This is a genomic window from Jatrophihabitans lederbergiae (assembly GCF_031845305.1).
In the GTDB taxonomy this organism is placed as follows: Bacteria; Actinomycetota; Actinomycetes; order Mycobacteriales; family Jatrophihabitantaceae; genus Jatrophihabitans_A; species Jatrophihabitans_A lederbergiae.
In genome coordinates, this window is sequence record NZ_JAVREH010000069.1 from 1 (window position 1) to 14,725 (window position 14,725).

Consider the following 14,725-nt stretch of genomic DNA (forward strand, 5'->3'; position numbering starts at 1 on the left):
GCAGCGACGGCGTCCGCGTCCAACGGGTCAACTCGGCGCGGTCCTCAGCGGGCATCTGCACGGCAACAGTCAACGACATACACCATGCTACCGCGAGGTACAGCTACTTCATTCACGCAACACTAGCGACAGGAACTCAATGTCGGCCTGACCCGATGGAGCGAGTTCATGCGGGGTCGATGGCGAGCGCAGTTATTTTTCACTGTGAGCGCAATAAACTACCCAGATGACTGCTTCGACGACTCTGGTTCCCTTCCACCTAGCCATACCGGTCCACGACATCGACGCCGCACGTGCCTTCTACGGCGACGTCCTGGGCTTCGGCCGCGGACGCTCGGCAGAGCGATGGACAGACTGGGATTTCGGCGGCCATCAGGTTGTGACGCACCAGGTCGACGACCATGTCAATGCCGCGGCCGGTACCAACCCGGTCGACGGCCACGACGTGCCCGTCCCGCACTTCGGTCTGGTACTTCCGGTCGAGCGCTTCCAAGCGCTCGCGCAGCGGCTCACCGATGCCGGCACAGACTTCGTCATCGAGCCCTACGTCCGCTTCGAGGGCGAGCCCGGCGAGCAGTGGACAATGTTTTTCCTCTACCCCTCGGGCAATGCTCTGGAATTCAAGGCCTTTCAGGACCTCTCCCAGCTCTTCGCAGTCTGAGTCCCCCTACAACGACGAGAAGCTACGGGAACGAGAAGGCAAATCTGATGACGCCGGACGCCGTACCGGACGACCTGACCGGAGAAGGGGCCTCGCCCAAAACTTTCTGGCGCAGGTCGGTGCCGTCACCAGAATCACCCGGCAACTGGGACGGAATTCACCAACCTGCTGACAAGCCGGCCGCCGAGACGCCGATCGAGATGCACGCTCCCCGGAACGGAACACGCAAGGTGTCGTTGCAGGTGTAATCCGCCATGTCCGGTTGTTTTCGGACGGTGCATCTCAGCACCCCTGTTCGCGGCCGTTCACGTATTCCAATAGATGACGAGAGTCTGTTCCGGGCGGTCAGTGACCTGGAACGAGCTGTGTTCCAGGATGATTACGCCGCGGAGTGGGTGTCTGACCCGTTTGATACCGGGGCGTTGTGCCCGGACGTCCTGGCTCGACCACCAGGTTTCGGCCTCACTGCTGATGCTGCGGAGTTCTTCGACGAGACACGCGAGGCGCCCGTCGTTCGGACGGCGTCCGAGGGTGCCCCTAAGTCGTGCGACGATGTCCCTCGCGACCTCCGACCAGTCGACAAGCACCTCACGGGCGGCGGGATCGAGGAGAACCCATCGGGCCAGATTGGGTCCAGGGTCCGCGACGAGACTCGGAAAAAGCTCGGACGCCGCGGCGTTATAGGCGAGGACGTCATAGCTGAGGCCCGTGATGTAGGCCGGCGCAGGGTCGAGCAGACCGACCACTCTCGCTGTGCTGACAGAAAGGGTCTCGGTGTCGTCACTCGCGGGTGCCAGACCAGTGCCGGCCAGGTAATGAAGATGGAGGCGTTCGGCGCGATCCAGGTTGAGTGCGCGAGCCAGAGCCTCCACGACCTGCACTGAGGGGCGCACCTCGCGCCCTTGCTCAAGGTAGGTGTACCAGGTGGTGCTGATCCCGGCCAGAACGGCTATCTCTTCACGACGAAGTCCGGGCGTCCGGCGCCGTCCTGTCATCTGGATGCCCGCAGCCTCGGGAGTCAACCGTTCACGCCGACTTCGGAGGAAGGCCCCGAGGTTGCTTCCGCGAGATCGGCCGTCTCCACTCTGCATAACACTCCCGATACCAGGATAAGACGGCTCTGGATACCACCCTGAGTCGTGTCGATAGTAGACCGCATGAAGACCTGGAGATTAGAAGAACTCGGCAGACCCCTCGAACTCGTGGAAGCGCCCGAACCCACCCTTCGGGGTGGCGGCGCGGTGATCGAGGTGCTCTCAGCGCACATCCCCGCCTACACGGGTGTGTTGACGTATGGCTCTCGCGGTTCCTTGCCGACACCCCTGACTCTGGGCACGGGATGCATCGGGCGGGTGCTCGAAGTGGCAGACGACGTCTTCGGTGTCGTCCCGGGCGACATCGTCGTCGACTCCGTCCTCCTGGGTTCCGGTCGAGTCGGCGCCAGCGAGGAGATCCTCGTCGGCTGGACCGGCATCGGCGGCAGAGGAAACGCCACGGCCACGACGACAAGCATGCGATCCCTGTGGCGTGATGGAGTGTTCGCCGAGCGAGCTCTCTGCGCCAAGGAGACACTCATCGCGCTGCCAGGAGCCGACGACTGGGCCGACATCCGGACGCTGGCGGCCCTGCCCTGGATGACGATTGCCGCCGAAGGCCTCGAGCAGGCTCAGCTCAGCGCAGGCCATGCGGTCGTCGTGCTCGGAGCAACGGGCCAATTGGGCACCGGAGCCGTACTCGTGGCTCTGGCCCGAGGAGCATCACAGGTCGTGGCTGTCGGTCGCAACCAGACGATGCTCGCTCGACTCGGCGCCCTCGACGCCCGAGTCACATCCGTCACCCTCTCAGGCGACCGTGCCCGCGACGCCGAAGCGATCGCACAGGCCGGTGGCGCCGATGCCGACGTCGTCATCGACACCCTCGGAGCGGTTCCTACGACGGCGCCGATCCTTGCCGGCTACGACAACCTCCGCAACGGCGGCACCCTCGTCCTGGTCGGTGGCAGCCACCAGGAAATCCCCCTGCCATATGACGACCTCATGCACCGCCGCCTCACCGTGCGTGGCTCGTGGATGGCGACGACGGACACGATCCTGGCCGTCTGGCGCATGATCCGAGCGGGCCTCCTCGACCTCAACGCCCTCTCGATTCACACGGTCGGACTACACGAACCCGACACAGCCGTCGCCCTGGCAGCCACGACGTCCGGCCTGGATTTCGTCGTCCTCGTTCCACAATCCGCGGCGGTCCCGACCACGTGACCCATGCTGGCCAATAACGACAGGACATCAGGATGGCTCGCCGCCCGGTCGCCTCGACTTCAGCCTTGGTGTGGGCTGCGCCGTGCTTGTCGTGCAGGTAGTGGAAGACGACGTCGGTGCCCTCGCGGGCGAACTCGATTGCGGTGGCCTGCCCGATGCCGGAGTCTGATCCGGTGATCAGGGCGACCTTGCCGACCAGTCTTCCCGTTGCTGGTCAGTGGTCATGCTGGTCCTCCAGGTGTATCGGCGAAATCGGTGGATGAGTGGGCGAGACGCCAGGCGGCGTTGATCAGTCCGACGTGGGAGAACGCCTGTGGCATGTTGCCCAGCAGTTCCCGACTGGTCTGGTCGGCCTGTTCGGACAGCAGCCCCAGGTCGTTGGCGTAGGAGGTCGCTAAGCGAAAGATCTCCTCGGCCCGCTCGGACTGCCCGCCCAGTGCCAGGCACTCGACGAGCCAGTAGGTGCAGATCAGGAAGCCGTGCGGTTCAGCCGACCAGCGGCGGACGAGCCCGCCGGAGCCGAGCTGCGTGTCGATGACCTCGATGGTCGCCCGCATCCGCGCGTTGGACGCGGGAAGGAAGCCGACGAGGGGCAGGATGAGCACCGAGGCGTCCAGATCGTCCGAGCCGAAGGCGCCGGCGTAGGCGCCCAGCGATTCGCTCCAGGCCTGATCCACGACCGCGGCGTGCACGTCGTCACGGGCCGCGGCCCAGCGCGCGACGGCGTCGGAGGTCGCGCTGATGCGCGAGGCAAGTGTGACGGCCCGGTCCAGGGCGACCCAGCACATGACCTTCGAGGAGGTGTAGTGGCGCACCGCGTCGCGGGTTTCCCACATGCCGGAGTCCGGTTGCGGCCAGTCCTTCGCCGCTCGGTCGGCGAAGGTGACCAGCAGGTGCTGCACCGGGTGGTCGAGATCGCCGAGGGAATCGCGCAGGATGTACGCGGCGTCGAGGACCTCACCGAGGACGTCGAGTTGCTTCTGCTCCCAGGCATTATTGCCGACCCGTACCGGCCGATTGCCGCGGTAGCCGGCAAGGTTGCCCAGCTCGCGTTCGGTGAGGTCACGTTCGCCCTCGACGCCGTACATGATCTGCACCAGCTCATCACCGAGGTGCCCGGCCGCGTTGGCGAACCAGCGAAACAGGCGGTCCGGCTCGTGCGGACAGGCCGCCAGCCACAGCGACCGGATCGTCAGGCTCAGATCGCGCAGCCAGGCGAAGCGGTAGTCGAAGTTGAACTCACCTCCCATCACCTCGGGCAGCGAGGTGGTCGCGGCAGCGACCACCGCGCCCGAGGGTTGGAAGGTGAGCCCCTGCAGCACGAGCGAGCTGCGCCGAACCTCTGCCGGAAACGCGCCGTCGTAGCTGGTGTGCTCGGCTGCCCAGGACTGCCACGCCGCGATCGTGTCGTCCACCGTCGCCTGCGGGGCGTCCTCAGACGGACGATCGCGCGCCGCCGGCGGTTCGAAGGACGCGACGTAGCCAACCCGGAGCTCGGTTCTATGCCCGGCCGACACGTCAAACGTCGTGACAGCGCGACTGTCTACGCATTCCCAGGTCACCGGCCCGGAGCACATCAGCCGAACTGGACCGCCGCGCGCCTCGACACCGGACTCGGTGACCCGAAGATGGGGCCGGGTGCGGCCGTACTCCATCCGAGGCGCGAACTCGCTATGCATCTGGACTGAGCCGTGAAGGCCCTCGACGTTGCGCAGCAGGATGTGCGGGCTGCGCAGTCCGATCTCATGGCCGCGGGCGCCGTACTCGAAGGCCAGCGTGTCTGTGACCGTCACCGTGCCGGTCGGCGTGACGAATCGGGTGCACAGCACGAGGGTGTCCTCCACGTAGCGTCGCGTCGACTCGAAGTCGCCGGTCGGGTGCAGCGTCCAGTGACCGGCCTCGGGGTCGAGCAGTCGCCCGAACACCGACGGCGAGTCGAACCGCGGCACACACCACCAGTCGATCGACGCGTCCCGATCGACCAGCGCCGCCGAAGCGCAATCGGACAGGAAGCTGTAGTCACCGATGCCCGGCTGCCGCCACCGATCGCCTGGTTGCGCCATGATGTCTCCTCGACTGTCGATTTGCGGTTGGGCGACGGGGTTAGCCCGGGGGCTTTCATGGTGGCGGCGTGCCGGTGAACTGAAAAGTGCTCCAGGCCAACGATGATCGAGGTTCTTGAGGCCAAGTCGTCGTTGAGCAAGGAGCACCTTCAGGGTGAAGAGTATCGGGTTGTATCCGCGTGTCCACATCGACACGGCAGCGACCAAGATCGCATCGCAAGCCGGAGCGGTCGCTTTGGTGGAGACGGTCCGTGCCGCGGGGCTGGACCGAGGGCTGTCGCAGGTTTGGCGCGGTGGCGCAAGCCCCTGGCCGTCACGACCCCGGAAAGATCGTCACCGATTTGGCGCTCGCGCTGGCCGTCGGCGGGGACTGCCTGGCCGACGTCGCGGTGCTGCGCGCAGAGCCGGCGTTGTTCGGGCCGGTCGCCTCGGACCCGACCGTCTCGCGGTTGGTCGACACCCTCGCCGCCGACGCCGACCGGGCGTTGGCGGCGATCGACGCGGCCCGCGCCGCAGCGCGGGCCAGGGTGTGGGCCGCGGCCGGGCAGCACGCCCCGAACCACGCCGCCGACGCGGACAGTCCGGTCGTGATCGATGTCGTTGCCCATCCGGCTCGATGTTCCGCCACACGCCACGCCTGGGCGCTACCCGGTCACGGTCACTGTCCGAGCTGCCGGCGTCGCGCCGGTGGTGCGGACCGCGGTAATCGAACTGAAGGATGTCGGTTGCGTGGCCACCTCGGGAGGCGGCTGTGGGCTCGACCTGTCATCGGATGCGGACCTGGACGGAACGGCCACCGTTACGGCTCCGGACTCCGGGAACTTCTACAGCTCCGGCTGGAGTTACGACGCGGCACTGCTCCCGCCTGCAGGATCGTTCACCCTTGATAACATTGGCTACTCGATGCCGGACGGAGTGCCACGAACAAGAACTTCGTCACCGCCCGCGGCCAGCAACTCGCCGTGCCTGACGGAAACTTCTCAGCCCTGCACCTGATCGGAGCGGCGCACGGCGGTGACGTCACCTCGCAGGCGAGCATCACCCACACCGATGGATCGACCAGCTCGGTACCGTTCAACCTCACCGACTGGGCGGCCGGCTCCGGGCGCAACGGCAACACCGTGGCCGTCGCGATGGATCACCGCATCGGGGGCTGGCAGCTAACTCTCAGGTACTCGGCAGGTGAACGCAAGCCCGGCCGACGATAAATGAGTCGTGACTACAAGGACTTCATTGACCGTCGGCCCGTCGGCCCGTCGTCCATCGGCGTCGCATACCCTTCCTGTCGAGGGGCTGCAAGCGGCCCTGTCCGAACTCCTCACTCGGCGAGACGTGACTTGGAGTCGTGGCACGACGCCGTGGCCTGCCCCCGCGGACCTCGACCAATGACTTCAATCTCCAATCCCGGCAACATCCTGGCCTGGGCCGACATCGATGCCACCGCCGCCTACGCGCAGGGGGCCGGACGCCGCGCGATGGCTCGAGACCTGTCCCGGCCGATCAGGCCTTTGTCGTCTGGTCCGACGGCACCACGACCCTCATCAAGCACGGCCCTCCTGAGCCGCTACGCCGAGCACCTCTCGGCGTAGCCCTGATGTCGCCGGCGCCTGCCGGATGACACCCACCGCCGCACCATCGCGGCCGAAGAAAGGACCCACCATGAGCCTCCACTACCCGGCCCCGCCGACGCCTCCCGCATCGACGGGGCCGGGTCGCGGTCTGACGATCGGCATCCTCGGGATCCTCGCCGGCGGCGCCGCCGGAGTCGTCATCGCCAGCACCGTCGGTGCCGGCGCCGCCACGACGGCCAGCCCCGGGGCCACCGACTCCTCATCGAGCAGCAACTCCGGCCGCGGATACCACATACCGGCCAACAGCGGCACCGTCTCCGCCGTCGGGACGAACTCGGTGACGATCAAGACCACCGCCGGCACGACGACCTACGGCGTCACCTCCACCAGCGACATCGACAAGAACGGCGAGGCGCAGCTCAGCAACCTCGCCGTCGGTGACGCGGTCACCTTCAACACCCAGACAGTCAACGGGACGACGATCATCGACAAGCTCCACGCCGGGGACGAGGCCAAGGACCGCCCGGCCGGACCGCCAATCGGCACGTCCACCGGCGGCTGACGCCACACCGCAGCCGCGCACGTCCTGGAGCGACACCGTGGCCGGGGATAGAACGATGTCCCCGGCCACGGCGGTCCCATCGTCCGGCTGGCGCGTCGGCCACCCGGTCGAGCGCGCCCTGCGGAGCGCGGCTGGCGAGCTGGATATCCGGTGTCCGGGCGCGGACCGAAGATGCAGCGCTCGTCCTCGGTGACAGCCAGGTCGTTGATGCTGGCCTCACGCCGGTTCATGAAGCCCTGCGCATCGAATTGCCAGAGTTCGTTGCCGTAGCTGCGCCACCACCCGCCACCGCGCCGACCGCCGTGCTGGACCGCGCGCAGAAGGCAGTTCACGATCTCACCAGCCGTCGAAAGCCCACCGCCCGACGTGCTGCCGGGATACTGAGACGGTGACAGAGAAACGGAACGTCCACGATGTCCTCAACCAAGTGCCTGAGATGTGGTCGCCGCACGTCGTCGGTGAGGTCAATGACTACGACATCAAGGCAGCGAACGTGGAGGGCAAGTTCGCCGAGCACGCGCACGACGACACCGACGAGGTCTTCCTCGTGGTCGCTGGGCGGTTGCATCTTGACCTCCCGGACCGGTCGGTGACGCTGGAGCCGATGGATGTGTTCACGGTGCCGCGTGGCGTGCAGCACCGACCGCGGGCAGAGCCGGGAACGCGCATCGTCATGGTTGAACCCCGAGGCACGACACAGGACGGCACCGAACAGGGCAACACCGGCCGGCGACTCGAGTAAGGATGGCGGGGAGGTCGACCTCTCCGGTGATACCGATGACGTCCGACGCCGACCCGTAACCCCGCCTGTTCGGGGGTGACGGTCCGGCAGGCCCGGTCCAGATCGGCCAGCCGCCGCTCACGACGCGCGGCAGCGAACGTGGCCCGTGGCCCCGGCGGTCAGGCCGTCGGGGTCTGCAGCGCGGTGAGGGCGTCGGTGGCGGTGGACAGGTCCTGGGTCGCGACGTCCAGCGCCGTGGCTGCGGCAGCGAGTTGCTGGCGGGCGGTCACGGTGGCTGTGTGCAGCTGCGCGTCCGTCGGGCTCGCGGGAACCGCGAGGGCGGTGGCCGTCGCGGTCTGGATGTCGGCGTCGGCCTGGGCGAGCGCGGTGGCGAGGTCGGCAAGCGGAGTAGTGACAGTGCTGGTGTCAGTTCCATTGTCTTGCAGGGTTTGCGCCTGGGCGGCCAAGGCGGCGGCGCTTGAGGTGAGCGTCGCGACGCTGAGCTGGGCCTGGTCGGCCGAGGTCAGGAGCTGCAGTTGAAGCTGCGCGCCCCGGGCGGTCCGCGCGCCGGCCAGTATCGCGGCCCGGATCTGAGCTGCCGTCGTCGCGCTCGCGACAGTGCCCTTATCGGTGCTCAGCGCCGCGAGATCGGCGGAGGATGCGGTGGCAAGGGCCGCCTTGTTCACGACGGACAGCACCGACGAGGCTGTCTCGGCCGAGGCGATCCGGGTCACCCGGGCGGTGTCAGCAGCCAGCGCGTGACCAGCACCTGCGCGCTGTCCGGCGAGGTGGTCGACCGGCTTGTGGGAGGCGGGGTGCCCGTGCGACGCCGGCTTGCTATGCGGCCCGGAGGCTTGAGACGGCGCGGCGAAGGCAACACCCCCACCGCCGATCACCGCGCAGGCGGCGAGAAAGGCGAGACCCGAGCCCGCGGCGCGTGCTGATGTACTCATCGAAGTTCCATTCCATAGTCGTTGTCCGACTACTCAGAGTGAGTAATCGGTAACCCACCATGACACTCTTGTCTTAAAAAGACAACACGAAACTCACACGAGGGCGCCCCGCTGCCGGCTCGTCGCCGCCTGCCCTAGGTCAGTCGACAGGCAGGTACACTTGGGCGCCGGCTTCGACGAACTCCAGGATTTGCGGCGCATGCCCTCGGCGGTGAGGTCCTTGAGCTCGTGAGAGATCTTCATCGAGCAGAATTTTGGTCCGCACATCGAGCAGAAATGCGCGGTCTTCGCCGGCGAGGCCGGCAGCGTTTCGTCGTGGTAGGACCGCGCGGTGTCAGGGTCAAGGGCTAGGCCGAACTGGTCCTCCCACCGGAAGTCGAACCTCGCCTTGGACAGCGCGTCGTCCCACGCCTGCGCACCTGGGTGCCCCTTCGCCAGGTCAGCGGCGTGCGCGGCGATCTTGTAGGCGATCACACCCGCTTTGACGTCATCACGGTTCGGCAGGCCGAGGTGCTCCTTCGGGGTGACGTAGCACAGCATTGCGGTGCCGAACATGGCGATCATCGCCGCGCCGATCGCGGAGGTGATGTGGTCATAGGCCGGTGCGATGTCGGTGGTCAGCGGGCCGAGGGTGTAGAACGGCGCGTTGGCGCACCATTCCTTCTGCTTGTCGACGTTCTCCTTGATCTTGTGCATCGGAACATGCCCGGGGCCCTCGTTCATCACCTGCACGTCGTACTCCCACGCGATCTTGGTCAGCTCGCCCTGGGTCCTCAGCTCGGCGAACTGCGCCGCGTCGTTGGCATCAGCGATCGACCCCGGTCGTAGCCCGTCGCCGAGGGAGAACGCGATGTCATAGGCCGCGAAGATCTCACACAGTGCCCGGAAGCGGGTGTAGAGGAAGTTCTCCTCGTGCCGGGCCAGCGACCACGCCGCCATGATCGACCCGCCGCGCGACACGATGCCCGTGACCCGGTCCGCGGCGAGGGGGACGTGACGTAGCAGCACCCCGGCGTGCACGGTCATGTAGTCCACACCCTGCTCGGCCTGCTCGATCACGGTGTCCCGATACACCTCCCACGACAACTGCTGCGGGTCACCGTCCACCTTCTCCAACGCCTGATACAGCGGCACCGTCCCGATCGGCACGGGCGAGTTCCGCACGATCCCCTCGCGAGTCTGATGGATGTGCTTGCCGGCCGACAGATCCATCACCGTGTCAGCACCCCACTTACAGGCCCAGGTCAACTTGTCCACCTCCTCAGCGATCGAGGACGACACCGCGGAGGTGCCGATGTTGGCGTTTATCTTCACCAGGAACCGCTCACCGATCAGCATCGGCTCGGATTCAGGATGGTTGATGTTGTTCGGCAGGATCGCACGCCCAGCCGCGATCTCTCCCCGCACGATCTCCGGCTCCAGACCTTCGCGGATTGCGGCGAACTCCATCTCCGGCGTCACCACACCGGCCCGGGCATACCCGAGCTGCGTCACCGTTCTGCCGGCCTTGGCCCGCAGCACCGTTCGCCCCGCGTTCGCTGAACCCTGCGCGGGCACCGACTCCACATCGCCACGCTCCCAGATCCACGACTGCCGCAGCGCAGCCAACCCCACCTCGGGATCACTCCCCGGACCCGACGTGTCATAAAGCCGCAGCGACGGCTCGCCGCCGGACAAGCCGATCTCACTGAACGGGACCTGCACATCAGTGCGAGAACCCTCTACACACACCTTGCGCTTCATACCACCAACACCTTCCACTCGATGGTTGGGCAAGCTGACGCCACGAAGGAGCGCTCCCTTCCTGCGCCGGCATTACCCGGATCAGGTTCAGCGGTCGGGGGCTGAAAATGCCCCCCTCTCAGCCCGGCACACCAGGCTCCCGCGGGTCGATACCCACTCATCCTCGCACCATCAACAACCTCTACCCCGAGCCCCCCGGCCAGCGCCCCAGCGACTATCCCCGCATCGGCGCATACGTGCGCACCCGGCGTCGTACTGCGGTCAAACGATGGGCGCCACGATGATGGTGGCTCCTGGTTCGGTTCTGGTCGCGGCGGTGACGATGCGAGTCGCCGAACAGCTCACCAGGACGTCGCGGATCAGCACGTCCAGTCCATCGCTTCTGGCCCGGCCACCTCGACGACTCCGTTACCGGGTCAGAGAAGGCGATCTCGCTCACCGCGCCGGCGACGTCCTGGGCGGCGATCGGCTGCAGCCGCGCGGATGAGACCCGCACGGTGTCATCGTCGGTCGCGGAGTCGGCGATAGCGCGGAGGAACTCGAAGAACTGTGTCGCGCGCACGATGGTGTACGGCACGTTCGCAGTGTGGATCAACGGATAACTCATGTCCGAGAAGAACGCCGTCTACATCAAGCGCATTCGGACACAACGGCCAGAAAAGAATAACCTGCACCCGTTCAACGGGGTGCAGGTTTGAAAGACGTCGCTCTGGTGCACCTGAGAGAGTGCCTTTCAAGCCTTCCACCCCCGTTGGTTCGAGCTCTCAAGATCACGACCAGGGCTGCAACGTCTGGTCTACCGCGATCTCGGGCCGCTGTTGTGCAGGCCAGCATCCCAACCGAGCAGGAGCAGAACGTTCGGCTCGAGCTACGACAGCACCAGCGCCGGCTCGACCCGGCTGACATCGCCAAGCTGGTGGAACGCTACGAAGCCGGCGCCAGCTTGGCTGAACTTGCCCGGGCATTCGGGATCTACAAACGAACCGTCTACGACCACCTCGTCCGGTCTGACACCCAGCCTCGGCCCCAGAAGGTCCTGACCGACGACCAGCTCCCCGAGATAATCCGCCTCTACCAAGCCGGCACCACCCTGAAGCAGCTCGGCCCGCAGTTCGGTGTCGGCCATAACACCATCCGCAACTACCTGCTTCGAGCTGGTGTCACGCTGCGGCCGGCCCGTCGGATGAGTCGTCCGACGGTGGAGTAGCTGGCTGTTCGCGGAGCCGATCCTTCTCCGCGAGCGCCAGCAAAGCTCTGCTGAACTGGAGGCGCTCCAACGATCAGGTTCAACAGGCCGAGCAGGTGGCCTTGACCGACCGTCTCACTTCTTTGGAAGTGAGACGCCCCGATCCAGGGCGGCTGGCCCGTGGATGGGGGTCAGGGGCTTCTGAGCAGCCAGGGCGACTTAACGGCTCCTTATCGGCGCAGCGGCCCCGTCGACCGCGTGCGCGAGGCACAGTTTCCCGATGGGAGCTGTGCCGACGCCGCTCAGGTCTGCGTCGAGGGTGCTGCAAGGGTGCCGGACAAACCGATGAGAGCTGTTGCTGTCCGGATCAGGTGCACCATCTCCCAGCGATCGCGGGTGGCCGTCCAGTCCGCCGGCGGGTTGTCCGGATGCCAGGCGAGCACCTGGGAGTTCATCGGCAGCTCCCATCGCGCGGTGAGCAGGAGTGAGGTCAGCGGGCCGAGCAGTCCGGTCAGGGCGTTTCGCCGTGCGCTGGGGTCGGCGCGGTCGGTGGTGATGAGCACGGCGAGGTTGGCGAGCACTGAGGTTGGCAGCAGCACGCCCATGATTGGCCGGAGGTTGCGGACCGTGGCTTGCTGAACGGTCGTGTAGGTGGAGCTGTCGAAGCCCCGCTTCGACGGGGTGAGGCTGGCGACGGTCCCGAAGAGCACACCGCTGGACAAGACCGATGACACGACTGCGGTGACCCGTGCGCTGCGTGCCCGTCTGGAGGCGTGCACCGTGCGCGCGGCCCTCATCACGCCGTCCTCTCCCGAATTCCGGCCGGTGTCCGGTCGGCCATCGCGCCCCGCTGCAGGTAGTACCCCACGACCAGCAGCGGCACGATCACCACCCCGGTGACGGTGATCTGGTTGACCGGCAGGCCCCAGAGGTCGAACGGCTGGGTCGGCGTGTCGGGATCCACCAGGGCGGCGCCCGGGACGAGGAGGGCCGGCAGCTGGGTGAGCCAGAACAGCCCTCCGGCCAGCAGCGCGCCGCGCAGCCGCGCATCGCTGGGCCGAGGTCGCCAGGTCAGCCAGATGCTGACGGCGGAGGACCCCGCGGCAAGGGCCAGTGTCTGGCCGAGGTGGAACTTGGCGTGCGCCGACCAGTCGGGGTTGTAGACGTGCGTCGGGCTCCAGTCGGCGACGAAGGAGCCGACGGCGGGTACCAGCGCCCCTGCGGTGACCAGTGCCTGCCCCAACAGACGCCGGGTCGCGGGCCTCAACGGGTCACCCGCGCCACTCGTGTCGAGTCCAGGAAGCCGCGGATCACGGCCAGGGTCTGCTCCGGCGCGTCCTCGTGCGGCAGGTGCCCGGCGCCGGGCACGGCGACGCACGTCGCGTCGCCCAGGTCGGCGGCCATTCGCTGGCCGTAGGCCAGCGGGAGCACCGGGTCATCGGCTCCCCACACGACCAGGATGGGCTGCTCGATGGCACTCAGGCGTTCGGACAGGTCCGGGCTGCACATCGCCGGGCCGGTGTAGCTGCGCACCAGGTCCAAAGACGGGCCCACGACCTCAGGCGTCTGGGGAGGACGTCGGTGGGCCATCTCGGGCTGCGTGGGTGCCGGCCCGACGGGGTTGAGCAGGACCATCCGCCCGATCACGCCGCGGGGTGCGAGCAGGGCCAGCTCGGCCGCCACCCATCCCCCGAACGAGCTGGCCACGACGGTGACGTCGGACAGGTCCGAGTCCAGCAGCAGCCTCAGGCAGCGCTGAGCGAGGTCGGGCACGGATCTGATCGCGGGGTCTCGTGGCTGCCCGGCCCAGCCGGGATGGGTCGGCAGCAGCACCCCGTGATCGACGCTCAGTCCCTCCACGATCTGCCGCATCGACTCCGGTCCGCCCCCGCCGTGGACAGCGAGAACAGCAGGGCCGGACTCGAGCGTCCGCACTGCCACATGGTCCTGCTGGGTCATGCCGTCTCCTCCGCGGTTTCGACGACGCTCCATAGAGCGACGCTCCACTGGAGCGTAGCTCAACTTGAGCGGAACTGTGATGAGATAGATTGCCTCGGTGAATCCCGAGGAGGTCGAGGACCGGTACCGGCGGCGGCGCGAGGCCGGCGAGGAGAGCCGACGCCGCACTCGGGTGCGGCTGGTTGAAGCGGCGGACCGGTTGTTCCGGGAGCGCGGCTATGCCGCCACCACAGTGTCCGCGATCACCGATCAGGCCGGAGTCTCGCTGCAGACGCTCTACCTGGCGTGCGGCAGCAAGCGGGACGTCTTCCGAGCAGCGGCGACCGCAGCCGCTGGTGGGCCCGAGTCGGAGGACTGGCCAGCGGCGGTCCGCGCCGAGCTGACGGCCGCCGTCGGCACTGACCCGGACATCACCGCCTACCTGCGGGCGGTGGCGCGGGTGTTCGTCGCGGTAACCACGCGGACGACGGCCTACCGCCGCCTCTACCGCGAGGCGGTGGCGGTCGAACCGACCCTGGCCGAGGACTGGCTCGCCGTGCAGTCGCAAGCGGACGCCGCGCTCCGGGCCGCGGCCACGCAGATCCCGCCGTCGGCACTGCGCCCGGACCTGGACGCAGACACGGTCTTCCTGACGCTGTGGGCGCTGGCCAGCCCGGAGGTCTACGACGCGGTGATCGACCGGGCCGGCCGGACGCCCGACGAGTTCGAACACTGGTTGAGCACCACACTGATCGCAGCCTTGACGCTGCCCCAGCACTCTTCTCGTGACAGTCGGCAGCGCGAGCTCGAGTAGACCCTGCGGCCGTCGTGAGCGAGATCTGGCTAGCGGCCTGGTATCGGCGCAACGGTGACCGCGCAGGCGATGAGGTCTGGCGTCCACCGCCCCCTCGGGCCGGAAGCCTGAAGCTGGCGTCTCACTTCCTAGTGTTGCGTGAATGAAGTAGCTGTACCTCGCGGTAGCATGGTGTATGTCGTTGACTGTTGCCGTGCAGATGCCCGCTGAGGACCGCGCCGAGTTGACCCGTTGGACGCGGACGCCGTCGCTGCC

14 protein-coding genes, 4 pseudogenes and 1 riboswitch are annotated in these 14,725 nt (G+C 67.3%); of the genes and pseudogenes, 8 read left to right on the top strand and 10 right to left on the bottom strand.

The genetic code is table 11. The features are described from left to right. Positions 1 to 226: 226 nt before the first annotated feature. On the top strand, positions 227 to 661 hold the full coding sequence (locus RM423_RS22180; RefSeq protein ID WP_311425230.1) for a VOC family protein: 435 nt from the start codon (positions 227 to 229) through the stop codon (positions 659 to 661). A 305-nt stretch (positions 662 to 966) separates the two neighbouring features. Here the strand turns inward: RM423_RS22180 and RM423_RS22185 are convergent, their stop codons facing one another. Continuing rightward, complete coding sequence (locus RM423_RS22185) at positions 967 to 1,752, bottom strand: helix-turn-helix transcriptional regulator (RefSeq protein WP_311425231.1); 786 nt, start codon at positions 1,750 to 1,752, stop codon at positions 967 to 969. A gap of 66 nt (positions 1,753 to 1,818) precedes the next feature. Between RM423_RS22185 and RM423_RS22190 the strand changes: the two genes are divergently transcribed. Further along, positions 1,819 to 2,919, top strand: coding sequence for a zinc-binding dehydrogenase (locus RM423_RS22190; protein ID WP_311425232.1), 1,101 nt, complete (start codon positions 1,819 to 1,821; stop codon positions 2,917 to 2,919). Positions 2,920 to 2,944: 25 nt separating this feature from the next. Here the strand turns inward: RM423_RS22190 and RM423_RS22195 are convergent. Together RM423_RS22195 and RM423_RS22200 are read right to left on the bottom strand one after the other, a co-directional pair. Then, a pseudogene (locus tag RM423_RS22195) lies at positions 2,945 to 3,118 on the bottom strand (SDR family NAD(P)-dependent oxidoreductase); the annotation flags it as partial. 22 nt (positions 3,119 to 3,140) lie between these two features. After that, entirely contained in the window at positions 3,141 to 4,982 is a 1,842-nt protein-coding gene (locus tag RM423_RS22200) for a glycoside hydrolase family 15 protein (protein WP_311425233.1), read from the bottom strand. A 208-nt stretch (positions 4,983 to 5,190) separates the two neighbouring features. Between RM423_RS22200 and RM423_RS22205 the strand changes: the two are divergent. The 3 genes and pseudogenes from RM423_RS22205 to RM423_RS22215 form a co-directional block, all read left to right on the top strand. After that, a pseudogene (locus tag RM423_RS22205) lies at positions 5,191 to 5,587 on the top strand (transposase); the annotation flags it as partial. A 357-nt stretch (positions 5,588 to 5,944) separates the two neighbouring features. After that, complete coding sequence (locus RM423_RS22210) at positions 5,945 to 6,190, top strand: hypothetical protein (RefSeq protein WP_311425234.1); 246 nt, start codon at positions 5,945 to 5,947, stop codon at positions 6,188 to 6,190. Between the two features lie 451 nt (positions 6,191 to 6,641). Continuing rightward, positions 6,642 to 7,115, top strand: a complete 474-nt coding sequence (locus RM423_RS22215; RefSeq protein WP_311425244.1) for a hypothetical protein — start codon at positions 6,642 to 6,644, stop codon at positions 7,113 to 7,115. A gap of 152 nt (positions 7,116 to 7,267) precedes the next feature. Here RM423_RS22215 and RM423_RS22220 read toward each other — a convergent pair. Then, a pseudogene (locus RM423_RS22220) lies at positions 7,268 to 7,402 on the bottom strand (DUF1348 family protein); the annotation flags it as partial. A gap of 101 nt (positions 7,403 to 7,503) precedes the next feature. Here RM423_RS22220 and RM423_RS22225 point away from each other — a divergent pair. Next, positions 7,504 to 7,857, top strand: coding sequence for a cupin domain-containing protein (locus RM423_RS22225; protein ID WP_311425235.1), 354 nt, complete (start codon positions 7,504 to 7,506; stop codon positions 7,855 to 7,857). Positions 7,858 to 8,015: 158 nt separating this feature from the next. Here RM423_RS22225 and RM423_RS22230 read toward each other — a convergent pair whose 3' ends face one another. The 3 genes and pseudogenes from RM423_RS22230 to RM423_RS22240 form a co-directional block, all read right to left on the bottom strand. After that, a complete protein-coding gene (locus RM423_RS22230) occupies positions 8,016 to 8,789 on the bottom strand; it encodes a hypothetical protein (protein WP_311425236.1) in 774 nt (257 codons plus the stop codon). Positions 8,790 to 8,928: 139 nt separating this feature from the next. Continuing rightward, positions 8,929 to 10,532: pseudogene (gene thiC, locus RM423_RS22235) on the bottom strand (phosphomethylpyrimidine synthase ThiC). 41 nt (positions 10,533 to 10,573) lie between these two features. Continuing rightward, a riboswitch (TPP riboswitch) is annotated at positions 10,574 to 10,685 on the bottom strand. A 61-nt stretch (positions 10,686 to 10,746) separates the two neighbouring features. Continuing rightward, positions 10,747 to 11,109 carry a hypothetical protein gene (locus tag RM423_RS22240; protein ID WP_311425238.1) on the bottom strand — a complete coding sequence of 121 codons (363 nt, stop codon included), beginning with the start codon at positions 11,107 to 11,109 and terminating at the stop codon, positions 10,747 to 10,749. A 243-nt stretch (positions 11,110 to 11,352) separates the two neighbouring features. Here RM423_RS22240 and RM423_RS22245 point away from each other — a divergent pair, with 243 nt between their 5' ends. Beyond that, positions 11,353 to 11,739 (top strand): hypothetical protein, encoded by a 387-nt coding sequence (locus RM423_RS22245; RefSeq protein ID WP_311425239.1) that lies wholly within the window; start codon positions 11,353 to 11,355, stop codon positions 11,737 to 11,739. A 281-nt stretch (positions 11,740 to 12,020) separates the two neighbouring features. Here RM423_RS22245 and RM423_RS22250 read toward each other — a convergent pair whose 3' ends face one another. Genes RM423_RS22250 through RM423_RS22260 form a run of 3 tightly spaced genes read right to left on the bottom strand, consistent with a single transcriptional unit; the run spans position 12,021 to position 13,677 of the window. Then, on the bottom strand, positions 12,021 to 12,515 hold the full coding sequence (locus RM423_RS22250; RefSeq protein WP_311425240.1) for an anthrone oxygenase family protein: 495 nt from the start codon (positions 12,513 to 12,515) through the stop codon (positions 12,021 to 12,023). Beyond that, entirely contained in the window at positions 12,515 to 12,985 is a 471-nt protein-coding gene (locus tag RM423_RS22255) for a DUF6640 family protein (RefSeq protein ID WP_311425241.1), read from the bottom strand. Before RM423_RS22255 ends, RM423_RS22250 begins: the two co-directional genes overlap by 1 nt. Beyond that, complete coding sequence (locus tag RM423_RS22260; RefSeq protein WP_311425242.1) at positions 12,982 to 13,677, bottom strand: alpha/beta fold hydrolase; 696 nt, start codon at positions 13,675 to 13,677, stop codon at positions 12,982 to 12,984. Before RM423_RS22260 ends, RM423_RS22255 begins: the two co-directional genes overlap by 4 nt. Positions 13,678 to 13,774: 97 nt before the next feature. Here RM423_RS22260 and RM423_RS22265 point away from each other — a divergent pair, with 97 nt between their 5' ends. Continuing rightward, positions 13,775 to 14,470 (top strand): TetR/AcrR family transcriptional regulator, encoded by a 696-nt coding sequence (locus RM423_RS22265; protein WP_311425243.1) that lies wholly within the window; start codon positions 13,775 to 13,777, stop codon positions 14,468 to 14,470. The last annotated feature ends 255 nt before the right edge of the window (positions 14,471 to 14,725 follow it).

Excerpts from the sequence above, each read along its gene's own strand:
- RM423_RS22180 (WP_311425230.1), top strand. The coding sequence starts at position 227 with ATGACTGCTTCGACGACTCTGGTTCCCTTCCACCTAGCCATACCGGTC.
- RM423_RS22185 (WP_311425231.1), bottom strand. The coding sequence starts at position 1,752 with ATGCAGAGTGGAGACGGCCGATCTCGCGGAAGCAACCTCGGGGCCTTC.
- RM423_RS22190 (WP_311425232.1), top strand. The coding sequence starts at position 1,819 with ATGAAGACCTGGAGATTAGAAGAACTCGGCAGACCCCTCGAACTCGTG.
- RM423_RS22200 (WP_311425233.1), bottom strand. The coding sequence starts at position 4,982 with ATGGCGCAACCAGGCGATCGGTGGCGGCAGCCGGGCATCGGTGACTAC.
- RM423_RS22215 (WP_311425244.1), top strand. The coding sequence starts at position 6,642 with ATGAGCCTCCACTACCCGGCCCCGCCGACGCCTCCCGCATCGACGGGG.
- RM423_RS22230 (WP_311425236.1), bottom strand. The coding sequence starts at position 8,789 with ATGAGTACATCAGCACGCGCCGCGGGCTCGGGTCTCGCCTTTCTCGCC.
- RM423_RS22250 (WP_311425240.1), bottom strand. The coding sequence starts at position 12,515 with ATGAGGGCCGCGCGCACGGTGCACGCCTCCAGACGGGCACGCAGCGCA.
- RM423_RS22260 (WP_311425242.1), bottom strand. The coding sequence starts at position 13,677 with ATGACCCAGCAGGACCATGTGGCAGTGCGGACGCTCGAGTCCGGCCCT.